Annotated in this window: 10 protein-coding genes and 1 pseudogene; 4 read left to right on the forward strand and 7 right to left on the reverse strand. The window is 72.7% G+C overall.

Annotated features, from left to right (window positions below; genetic code table 11):
• Positions 1-853: pseudogene (locus EYA84_RS18580) on the forward strand (hypothetical protein); the annotation flags it as partial.
• A 96-nt stretch (positions 854-949) separates the two neighbouring features.
• On the opposite strand, the gene EYA84_RS18585 reads toward EYA84_RS18580, so the two are convergent.
• Positions 950-2,521, reverse strand: coding sequence for a PAS domain-containing sensor histidine kinase (locus EYA84_RS18585; RefSeq protein WP_131054326.1), 1,572 nt, complete (start codon positions 2,519-2,521; stop codon positions 950-952).
• Between the two features lie 25 nt (positions 2,522-2,546).
• Positions 2,547-3,578 carry an SIS domain-containing protein gene (locus tag EYA84_RS18590; protein WP_131054333.1) on the reverse strand — a complete coding sequence of 344 codons (1,032 nt, stop codon included), beginning with the start codon at positions 3,576-3,578 and terminating at the stop codon, positions 2,547-2,549.
• A 194-nt stretch (positions 3,579-3,772) separates the two neighbouring features.
• On the opposite strand from EYA84_RS18590, the gene EYA84_RS18595 reads away from it, so the two are divergent.
• Positions 3,773-5,425 (forward strand): tetratricopeptide repeat protein, encoded by a 1,653-nt coding sequence (locus tag EYA84_RS18595; protein WP_131054327.1) that lies wholly within the window; start codon positions 3,773-3,775, stop codon positions 5,423-5,425.
• 121 nt (positions 5,426-5,546) lie between these two features.
• On the opposite strand, the gene EYA84_RS18600 is transcribed toward EYA84_RS18595, so the two are convergent.
• The gene (locus tag EYA84_RS18600; RefSeq protein ID WP_131054328.1) at positions 5,547-7,127 is read right to left on the reverse strand and encodes an MDR family MFS transporter; all 1,581 of its coding nucleotides are present in this window, start codon (positions 7,125-7,127) and stop codon (positions 5,547-5,549) included.
• Positions 7,128-7,241: 114 nt separating this feature from the next.
• On the opposite strand from EYA84_RS18600, the gene EYA84_RS18605 reads away from it, so the two are divergent.
• Entirely contained in the window at positions 7,242-7,826 is a 585-nt protein-coding gene (locus EYA84_RS18605) for a TetR/AcrR family transcriptional regulator (RefSeq protein WP_131054329.1), read from the forward strand.
• A 37-nt stretch (positions 7,827-7,863) separates the two neighbouring features.
• On the opposite strand, the gene EYA84_RS18610 is transcribed toward EYA84_RS18605, so the two are convergent.
• Together EYA84_RS18610 and EYA84_RS18615 are read right to left on the reverse strand one after the other, a co-directional pair.
• Positions 7,864-8,376 (reverse strand): GNAT family N-acetyltransferase, encoded by a 513-nt coding sequence (locus EYA84_RS18610; protein ID WP_131054330.1) that lies wholly within the window; start codon positions 8,374-8,376, stop codon positions 7,864-7,866.
• Positions 8,373-8,588, reverse strand: coding sequence for a biotin/lipoyl-binding carrier protein (locus tag EYA84_RS18615; RefSeq protein ID WP_093405215.1), 216 nt, complete (start codon positions 8,586-8,588; stop codon positions 8,373-8,375). The genes EYA84_RS18610 and EYA84_RS18615 overlap by 4 nt, the downstream gene beginning before the upstream one ends.
• 200 nt (positions 8,589-8,788) lie before the next feature.
• On the opposite strand from EYA84_RS18615, the gene EYA84_RS34085 reads away from it, so the two are divergent.
• Positions 8,789-8,863: a 50S ribosomal protein bL37 gene (locus tag EYA84_RS34085; RefSeq protein ID WP_370461611.1), complete on the forward strand. Its 75-nt coding sequence runs from the start codon at positions 8,789-8,791 to the stop codon at positions 8,861-8,863.
• A gap of 90 nt (positions 8,864-8,953) precedes the next feature.
• On the opposite strand, the gene rsrA is transcribed toward EYA84_RS34085, so the two are convergent.
• Both rsrA and EYA84_RS18625 read right to left on the reverse strand, forming a co-directional pair.
• Complete coding sequence (gene rsrA / locus EYA84_RS18620; RefSeq protein ID WP_131054331.1) at positions 8,954-9,241, reverse strand: mycothiol system anti-sigma-R factor; 288 nt, start codon at positions 9,239-9,241, stop codon at positions 8,954-8,956.
• Position 9,242: 1 nt separating this feature from the next.
• The gene (locus EYA84_RS18625; RefSeq protein WP_162854371.1) at positions 9,243-10,058 is read right to left on the reverse strand and encodes a sigma-70 family RNA polymerase sigma factor; all 816 of its coding nucleotides are present in this window, start codon (positions 10,056-10,058) and stop codon (positions 9,243-9,245) included.
• Positions 10,059-10,281: the final 223 nt, after the last annotated feature.

Below are 10,281 nucleotides of genomic sequence, written 5' to 3' on the forward strand. Positions count from 1 at the left end.
CCGGCGACGGGTGGCGTGGGGGTGGGTGGCTGCGTTGGTGCCGGTGTTCGCGGCGGTCACCCCGTTGGCGCTGCGGGCCCGGGGGCAACGGGCCCGGCAACTGGACTGGGTGGACGCGGCGCGGCCCGGGGACCTGGCGGCGCTGCCCGGCGGGGTGGTACAGAGCGGGGTGGTGGGCGGCCTCCTGGTCGGGCTCGCCGCTCTCGGTACGGTCCGGGCCGGTCGGCGGGCGCTGCTGCCGGCCAGTTGCGTGCTGCTGCCCGTGCTGCTGCTCTTCGTCGCCGGGTCCGTCGTCCCGCTCTGGGTTCCCCGCTACCTGGTCTTCGTGGTGCCGTTCGGCTGCCTGCTGGCCGGTGCGGCTCTGCGTACGGTCCGGGCGCCCGGTGCACTCGCCGTGGTGGCCCTGGCCGGGCTGCTCGGTCTGCCGGACCAGGCCGCGTTGCGACGTACCCACGAGTGGCCGCGCAGCGCCACGGTCGACTACGCGGGCGCGGCCCGGATCGTCGCCGACGACCTGCGCCCCGACGACACGGTGGTCTACTCGCCCCGGGAGAGCTGGCTCTTCCTCGACCTGGGGCTGCGCTACCACCTCGGCGAGCGGACACCCCGGGACGTACTGGCGGTGGCGGACCCGCAGCGCCGGGGCGATCTCTGGGCCACCGAGTGCGACCGGCCGACGGAGTGCCTGGCGGGGGTGGACCGGGTCTGGCTGGTGGTCGCCGGCGGTCCGGACGACCCGCTGGCCGCCGTCCCCGGGGCCAAGGGTGACGCGCTGCGGAGCGGCTACACCGTCACCCGGGTCTGGCCCCGACCCGGCCTCACCGTCGCCCTGCTCACCGCCGACGACCGCTGACCGCCCGCCGGGCGCGGCACCGAGGGCGACCGGCGACACTCCCGGTCGGCCCGGGGCACAGTCGACGCCGGGGCACGCTCAGGCGCCAGGGCACGCTCAGGCGCCAGGGCGTTCCGGGGCGGTGCGGGCCAGCGGGACGATCAGGATCGCCTCGGTGCCGCCCTCGGCGCCGGGCCGCAGCTCGATACTGCCCCGCAGCTCGCCGGTGACCAGGGCGCGGACGATCTGCAGACCGAGCTTCCCGCTGCCGGAGGCGTCGAAGTCGTCCGGCAGCCCCCGACCGTTGTCGGCGACGGTGACGTGCAGCATCTTGCGGGCCCGGTGCGCCGACACCACCACCTCGGGCGCGTCGGCGGTGGGCGGGCCCGGTGGCTCCGGCTCGACACCGACCTCGTCCTCGGCCTCACCGGTCGGCGGGAAGCCGTGCTCGACGGCGTTGAGCAGCAGCTCGTTGAGCACCATCACCATCGAGGTGGCGATCTCGGCCGGCAGCACGCCGAAGCTGCCCGTGCGTCGCATCCCGACGCTCACCTCGGTCGCCGCCACCTCGGTCGCCGCACTGGCCACCCGGTCGACGATCCCGTCGAACTCGACCGCCTCGTCGCTGGACATGGAGAGCGTCTCGTGCACCAACGCGATCGAGGCGACCCGGCGTACCGACTCCTCCAGGGCGACCCGCGCCTCGGGTATGCCGACCCGGCGGGCCTGGAGGCGCAGCAGCGCCGCGACGGTCTGGAGGTTGTTCTTCACCCGGTGGTGGATCTCCCGGATGGTGGCGTCCTTGGTGATCAGGGCGCGGTCCCGGCGGCGTACCTCGGTGATGTCCCGGACCAGGACCAGCGCGCCGATCGGCACACCGGCGGGCATCAGCGGCAGGGCCCGGGTGAGCATGGTCGCGCCCCGCGCGTCGATCTCGCGCCGGGGCGGCGCCTCGCCGCGCAGCGCGGCGAGGATGCCGTTGCCGGCCTCGGTCCCCTCCAGCGGGTCGTTGGCCAGTCGGCGGTGCAGCGCCGCGAGATCCTCGCCCACCAAATGGGAGGCGTAGCCCAACCGGCGGTACGCGGACTGCGCGTTCGGACTGGCGTAGGTGACCTTGCCCCCGGCGTCCAGCCGGACCAGCCCGTCACCGACCCGGGGCGCCGAGGTGGTCTCGCCGGGGTGCCGGGGCGGCGGGAACGTGCCGTCGGCGATCATCTGCGCCAGGTCGTCGGCGGTGGTCAGGTAGTTCAACTCCAGTTGGCTGGGCGTACGGGCGGTGGACAGGTTGGTGTCCCGCCCCACCACGGCGATCACCTCGTCGGACTCCCCGTCGGCGGCTCGCAGCCGGACCGGGATCGCCTCGTGTCGGGCGGGCACGTCGCCGTACCAGACCGGATCGCCCTCCCGCCAGATCCGGCCCTGTCCGTAGGCGACGTCCAGGTGCGCCACCTCCGGGCCGCCGACGATGCGTCCCACCTGGTCGTCCTGGTACGCGGTGGGCGCGGTGGTCGGGCGGACCTGGGCCACGCAGAGGAAGCTCCCCTCACCGTCCACGGGGACCCAGAGCAGCAGGTCGGCGAAGGACAGGTCGGACAGCAACTGCCAGTCACCGGCGATGCGGTGCAGGTGGTCGATGTCGGCCGGACGCAGACGGGTGTGCTCCTCGGCGAGATCGCGCAGCGTTGACACGCCGACCAGCGTGCCACGCCGAGGGTCACCTCGTCGCGGTGACCTTCTTCAGGCCCCGGGGCGCGTCCGGGTCCTCGCCCCGGGTCAGCGCGAGGGCCAGCGCCAGCCGTTGCAGCGGCAGAATGTCCAGCAGCGGGGCGTAGCGCTCGTCGACCTCGGGCACGCCGAGCCGGGTGGCCCCCTCGACCTCGGCGGAGCCGACCACGACCACGTCGGCCCGACGCTCGCCGAGCCGGGGCAGCACCTCGCGCATCGCCTGCCCGCCCGGCCCGGAGCCGACCACGGCCAGCACCGGCACGTCCGGGTCGGTCATCGCGAGGGGGCCGTGCAGCAGGTCGGCGCCGGAGAAGGCCAACGCCGGCAGGTACGACGTCTCCATCAGCTTGAGCGCGGCCTCCCGGGCGGTCGGGTACGCGTACCCCCGGCCGGTGGTGACCAGTTGGCCGGCGAAGCGGTAGCGGGGGGCGAGCTCGGTGGCGGTCGGGTCGGCGAGGGTCCGGGCGGCCAGTGCCGGCAGCGCGGCCAGTGCCCGGCGCTCGTCGTCCGGAAGCGTGCCGTCGCCGGACCGGATCCCCTCGACCAGCAGGAGCAGGGCGAGCAGCTCCGCGGTGTACGTCTTGGTCGCCGCCACCGCCCGCTCGTGTCCGGCGGCGATGTCGACGGAGAGTTCGGCGGTCCCGGCCAGCGGAGAGTCCGGTGCGTTGGTGACCGCGAGGGTGAGTGCGCCGGAGTCCCGGGCGCTCCGGAGCACCTCGGCCAGGTCGGGCGAGCCGCCGCTCTGGCTGACGCCGACGACCAGGGCGTCGGAGAGGTCCGGCCGGGCGCCGAAGAGGGTCACGGCGCTGGGCGAGGCGAGCCCGGCCGGCAGGCCGAGACGGATCTCGGCGAGGTACGCCCCGTAGAGCGCGGCGTGGTCGGAGGTGCCGCGCGCGGTGAACACCACGTGCCGGGGGCGGCGCTCGGCGATGGCGGCGGCGACCCGGGCGATCGGTGTCGCGTACTCGTCGGAGAGCAGTCGCTCGTAACCGGCCGGCTGCTCGTCGATGTCGGCGGCCATGCCGCTTCCTGGGCGCGTCACGCGAACTCCTCCCCTGCGCGGTCCCCGCGCGTTTGATGCTCAGTCTTGCAGGATTCTTCACGTATGAGCAACCGAACGCGCAGTACTGCGCAGTGGATCACCAAAACTAGGAGTCGTCACCTACGCTGACCCGACCTCACCGCGCAACCCGTACCTACCACCGAGAGGACGACGTGGCCGAGGGAACCGACGATCGGGCGTTGCCGGCGACGGAGGAACTGGCCCTGGCCCGGCAGGCCCTGGACTCCGGCGACCTGGCACACGCCGCTGACCATGTGGCGGCTGCGCTGGCCCGGGCACCGACGCTGCCCGAGGTGCACGAGACCCTGGCCCGACTGGCCGTGGCCGGCGGCGACGACCCGGTGGAACTCTTCCCTCTGCAACACCACACCTTCATCGGCGCGGTCGTCGCCCGGGCACACCTGCTCGCCGCCACCGGCCGTCCCGCCGAAGGGCTCGACCTGCTGGTGGCCGCCACCGCGCACGCACCGGGAGCGGACTGGGCCGGTGTCCCCTGGGTCACCTCACCCGACCTGGCCGAACGCCTCGGTCCGGACCAGGCGGCCCGGGTCCTGATGCAGGTCTGCGCCGCCGCCCCCGACCCGGTCCCCGCGTCCGACCGGGCCGCCCTGGCGGCCTACCTGACGCTGGCCCGCAACGCGGTCACCGTCCACCCGGAACACGGGCTGCTGCTGGGCACGGCCTCCGCGCTGGCCCGGCGGGTCGGCGAGGTGCCGCTCGCGGTCCGCTGGGCCAGTCGGGGCGTACGCGCCGCACCGTCCAAGATCGGCGAGGTCTGGCTCGGGTACGCGTTGCGCAGCGCGGGCCGTACCCGGGAGGCGCTCGTCGCGCTGCGCCGTGCCGTCGACCACGACCCGGACGACCTCGCCGTGTACGCCGACATCGCCGGCACGCTGGCAGACCACGGCCGGCTCGACGAGGCGCTGGTCTGGATCGAGCGGGCGTTGACCCGCAACCCGTCCTTCGACTGTGCCGTGCACACCGCGCACCGGCTGCGGTTCCAGCGCGACGCCGACGTACGCCACCTGGTCGCGCTGGCCGACTTCGTCCGCGACCATCCCGACGACTCCCACGAGCACGGCGACCTCGCCGAGTGCTGCCGTGGCCGCCCCTGGCTGGGACAGGTGACGCCGGTCGCCGCCCGCCCGCCGTTCGACACCGCGGAGCGGGCACGCCCGACACCGCCACCGCCCTCCGCGGACGCGGCCCGGCGACTGCAGCAGCTCGCCCACCCCGCCTGGCCGCACCCACCGGCCGCGTACGACACGGCGGTCGGCCTGGCCACGCTCGACCTGTCGGACCTGCTCGGCCTGCTGGCCCACCCGCCGGAGGCTCCGCCGACCGCGTTGGGCCGGGTGCTCGCCGGGCAGGATCCCGCGCTCTGGGTGCGCTGCGTCCAGGTGTGGGCCTGCCTCGGCCTGCTGCACCACCGCACCGACGAGCCGTGGGCCGCCTCGACGCGACGGCGGGTGCTCACCGAGTTGACCGACACCGAGGAGGTCGCCGAGGCGGCCCTGTTCGCGTTGGTCACCGCCGCCTGGGTGGACCCGTCGGTCCGGCCCGACGTGGCCGGGCTGGTCGCCGCCCGACTCGCCACGGTGGCCGAGGCGACCCGGCAGGGCCCGGTGCCGATGGCCGCCTCCCTGGCCCACCTGGCGCTGGCCACCCCGGATCTCGACCCGGACAGCGTCGCCCTGGCGCGCACCCTGGCCGGCGCACCCGCCGGAGGGCACCGCTCGCCGCTGCGCGCACTGCTGCACCGGCTGCTGCGCCCGTTCCGCCCCCGCCTACCCGGCCCACCCTGATCCGCGCATCTCGCGCTCACGGATGTAAGGAGGGGTCCCCTGCTATGCACGAGGCGTTAGCAGGGGACCCCTCCTTACATCCGACACATCCGGAACATCCGGAACAGCCGGCTCATGCGGCTCACGCGGACGGGGAGCGGGCCAGAGCGGTCTCGGCCTGCTCCTCGGGCGTGCCGGTCGGTTCGTTGCTGGTGCGCAGCGGGATCTCGCGGATGAACCAGGCCAGCACCGGCACCAGCACGGCGAAGAGCACCGCCCACAGGAAGACGTGCGAGATCGCGTCAGCCAACCCGCCGAGCACCGCCTCGCGCGCCTGTGCCGGCAACTCCCGGAGCTGGTCGATGTTCATCGCCGCCCCGGCCTCGCCGCCGCCGCTGAAGGCACCACCGGCGGCGGTACCGGCCAGCCGGTTGGCGAAGATCGCACCGAACAGCGAGATGCCGAACGAGCCGCCGATGGAGCGGAAGAAGGTGGCCGCGCCGCTGGCCGCGCCGAGGTCCTTCTGCTCCACGCTGTTCTGCGCGATCAGCATCGACGTCTGCATGAGGAAGCCCATCCCGACGCCGAGCACGATCATGTAGAGCGACGACTGGACCTTGCTGGTGTGCACGTCCAGCAGGCTCAGCAGGGCGAGCCCGACGGCCATCACCGCGCCACCGACGATCGGATAGATCCGGTAGCGACCGGTCCGGGTGATGGCCCGGCCGACGAGCAGCGAGACCACCAGCATGCCGAACATCAGCGGCAGCAGGAGCAGGCCCGAGTTGGTGGCCGAGGCGCCCTGCACGGTCTGCTGGTAGAGCGGCAGGAAGTTCATCGCGCCGAACATCGCGAAGCCGAGCAGGAAGCCGATCGTGGAGATCAGGGCGAAGTTCCGGTTGGCGAACAGACCCAGCGGCAGGATCGGCTCGGGGGCGCGCCGCTCGACGAACCCGAAGGCGACCAGCGCGACGAGCGCCAGGGCGGCGAGGCCGAGGATCTGCGGGGAGCGCCAGGCGTACTCGTTGCCGCCCCACGTGGTGATCAGCACGATCGCGGTGATGCCGACCGACAGCAGCGCGGCGCCGAGCCAGTCGATCCGGTGCTCGGTGCGGTACCGGGGCAGGCGCAGGGTGGCGATGAGCAGCACCAGCGCCACGCCGCCGAGCGGCAGGTTGACGTAGAACGCCCAGCGCCAGGAGAGGTGGTCGGTGATGAAGCCGCCGACGAGCGGTCCGGCGACCATGGCGATGGCCATGATGCCGGCGATCATGCCCTGGTACCGGCCGCGCTCACGAGGCGGGACCAGATCGCCGATGATCGCCATCACGCCGACCATCAGGCCACCGGCACCGAGGCCCTGCACCGCGCGGAAGGCGATGAGCTGGACCATCCCGTCGTCGGGTCCGCCGAGGGCCGACGAGCCGGCCATGCCGCAGAGCGCGGAGCCGAGCAGGAAGAGCACCACGGCGGTGAGGAAGACGTTCTTGCGGCCGTACAGGTCGCCGAGCTTGCCCCAGATCGGGGTGGAGACGGTGGTGCCCAGCACGTACGCGGTCACCACCCAGGTGAAGTGGTTGAGCCCACCGAACTCGCCGACGATGCGGGGCAGCGCCGTGCTGACGATCATGTTGTCGAGCATCGCCAGCATCATGGCGATCATCAGCCCGAACAGGACGAGTCGAATGTTGGGTCGCACGGCGGCCTGTTGTTGTGAGGCCATCGGTAAGCTCTCCCCCCGAGACGTGACGCACTTACTTGCCGACCGGCTAGCTACCTTACTAGCCGGACGGTAAGTTGGACAGCAGATGACGGTCAACTGGATTAGGTGGTGCAGGTGAGCCAGAGCACAGGCGGCACCCGGGAGCGGATCAAGGCCGTCGCGCTGGAACTCTTCACCGAGCAGGGCTACGAGGCGACATCGCTGCGTGAGGTCGCCGAACGACTCGGCGTGACCAAGGCCGCCCTCTACTACCACTTCAAGAGCAAGGACGAGATCGTCACCAGCGTCGTCGAGGACCGGCTGGGCCGGATGGACACGCTGATCTCCTGGGGCGAGGGCCAACCGGACACGCTCGCCACCCGCCGGGCGCTGATCGAGCGGTACGCCGACGCGATGTTCGGCGGCGAACAGCCGTCGGTGATGCGCTTCTTCGAGCAGAACCAGACCGCCCTGAAGAACCTCTCCGCCGGTCGGGACATGCGCGAGCGGATGTTCCGGCTGGCCTCCGTGCTGTGCCGGGGCGACGACAGCGCCGGTGCCCAGCTACGCGCCGTGCTGGCCCTGTTCGCCGTGCACAGCAGCTGGTTCGCCCTGCGTACGCCGGACATCACCGACGCCGACCGCAAGCGGGTGGCGTTGGAGGTCGCCTACGAGCTGCTGGCCGCGATCGCGGTACCGGCCGCACCGGCCGAGGCGTGACCGCCCGACCGCCGACGCCCGCCGGAGGTCCGAGCGCTCAGCCGGCCGGGGTCAGCGTCAGTCGCAGGGCGAGCAGGTCGACACCGGGCAACGGCGACCAGTCCTGTTCCGGTACGCGGACGAAGCCCCGCCGCCGATAGAGCCGGTGCGCCGGCTCGGCGTGGCCGGCGCGTACGCAGATCACCAGCGCGGTGCAGCCCCGCCCGGTCGCCTCCGCCACGCACGCCTCGACCAGGGCGGCACCGGCACCCCGTCCCTGTGCGGCCGGATCGACGGCCAGCATGCGGAACTCCGCCTCGTCCGGTCGGCACAGCTCGGCGTACCTGCTGCCGGGCAGGACGAAGGTGACCGTGCCGAGCACCTGACCGGTGGCCGGGTCGACGGCGACCAGGATCCGGCCGTGTGCCGCCCGACCACTGACGTCGGCCAGCACCTCGGCGTAACCGTTCTCGCCCTTCAACTGGCCGTCGGCCTCGTACGCGGCGACGGTCAACCGGGCCACCGCGGCGAAGTCGGCCGGCTCGGCCGCGCGGACCAGGACGCCGCTCAACCGATCACCGCGATCAGGTCACCGTCCTGCACCACGTCGCCCTCGTTGACCGCGAGCTGCTGCACGACGCCGTCGGACTCGGCGATCACCGGGATCTCCATCTTCATCGACTCCAGGATCACCAGCGTGTCCCCCTCGGACACGGTGTCCCCGGCCGACGCGACGACCTTCCAGACGTTCGCCACCATCTCGGCGCGGATCTCCTCGGCCATCTCCCGGCCCCTTCTCTCGCGACTGCCTGCGCCACATCCAATCATGTGGCGGTCCTCCCCGGGCGGCGAGCAGCAGCCCCGGCGAGGATGCGTCGACGCCGACCGCACTAGCATCAACAGGTCGGACCCTGGCTCCGGAGGGCCGGTAGCGTGCCCCGGGGTCGAGGTCGTGCGCAGACGATCATCACGAGGAGGTCACCATGGCGAAGAAGGCCCGCAAGAAGAAGGCCCGGAAGAAGAGCGCCGCCAACCACGGCAAGCGCCCCAACTCCTGACGACGACGCTCCGGTCCCGGCGGACCGGACAGCGAGACGCCGGTGGCCCGTCCGGGCCACCGGCGTCGTCGTCCCTCCCGCGCCGACCGGTCAGTCGGCCAGTTCGCGGGACTCGGTGCTCTCGAACACCACGATCTCGCTGAGGCGTACCCGCAGTCGCTCGCGCAGTTCGTCCGGCGCGGACTCGTTGCCGCAGCAGCGGGCCACCAGCGCCTTCACCTCCTGCTCGATGCCGTACTCCCGCAGGCAGGGACCGCATTCGTCGAGGTGGTGACGGATCCGGGAGCGCCGCTCCTGGGCGCACTCCAGATCGAGGTAGAGGTAGACCTCGGCGAGGACCTCGCGGCAATCCGTCTCGTGCGGGTCTCCACAGCTCACGTCACACCTCCCGGCCGGTGGCAGCGGAACTCCGGGCCGTCGACGGCGCGGCCGAGAAGCCGCGCTCCGCGGCGTAGCCCTCAAGCAGCTTGCGCAGATTACGACGACCGCGGTGCAACCGCGACATCACGGTGCCGATCGGCGTACCCATGATGTCGGCGACCTCCTTGTAGGAGAACCCCTCGACGTCGGTCAGGTACACCGCCAGCCGGAACTCCTCCGGCAGCTGCTGGAGGGCCTCCTTGACGTCACTGTCGGGCAGCCGGTCGAGCGCCTCCGTCTCGGCGGAGCGCAACCCACTGGAGGTGTGCGACTCGGCCTCGGCGAGCTGCCAGTCGGTGATCTCGTCGGTGGGCGCCTGCACCGGCTGCCGCTGCCGCTTGCGGTAGGAGTTGATGTAGGTGTTGGTCAGGATCCGATACAGCCAGGCCTTCAGGTTCGTGCCCTGTTCGAACTGGTGGAAGGCCGCGTACGCCTTCAGGTAGGTCTCCTGGACCAGGTCCTCGGCATCCGCCGGGTTACGCGTCATTCGCAGGCCGGCCGCATAGAGCTGATCGACGAATGGCATCGCGTCCCGCTCGAACCGGGCCCTGCGCTCGTCCGTCTTCTCGGTGGTCAACCGCACATCCCCTCGGGTCGGATGCTTCCCCGCCGAGGATACGCGCACGGACCTCCCGGCAGATTCGGTTCCGACGGGTGTGCCCGTCGCCACCTCGGCCGGTGACACCGTCGCCGGCCAGTCCGGGCCCGCCAGCAGCTGCCGTAGCTGCCGCGCGTCCCGCTCGTCGCGTTCCCGGTTCCGGATCTCGGTCGGCACCGGTCACCCCCTCGCACAGTGGTCATCCGAGGGGTTCAACACCCACCGCAGGCCAGGGCATTCCGGATCCGACTCCCGATCCTGGTCCCGGCCGCGCGGATCACACGGCTGGGACCAGGAAGGGCCTGGGAGCCCGGTGCGACCGCCCCGACCGGGCGGGCGACACCATGGGATGCAACGACCCGGCGCGGCCACCGGACACGGCGCGGGCCCCGACCGGCAC

Origin of the sequence: Verrucosispora sp. SN26_14.1, assembly GCF_004307965.1 — a bacterium.
GTDB lineage: Bacteria > Actinomycetota > Actinomycetes > Mycobacteriales > Micromonosporaceae > Micromonospora.

Bases quoted from the DNA above. Each gene is read 5' to 3' on its own strand.
- EYA84_RS18590 (WP_131054333.1), bottom strand. From the start codon at position 3,578: ATGGCCGCCGACATCGACGAGCAGCCGGCCGGTTACGAGCGACTGCTC.
- EYA84_RS18600 (WP_131054328.1), bottom strand. From the start codon at position 7,127: ATGGCCTCACAACAACAGGCCGCCGTGCGACCCAACATTCGACTCGTC.
- EYA84_RS18615 (WP_093405215.1), bottom strand. From the start codon at position 8,588: ATGGCCGAGGAGATCCGCGCCGAGATGGTGGCGAACGTCTGGAAGGTC.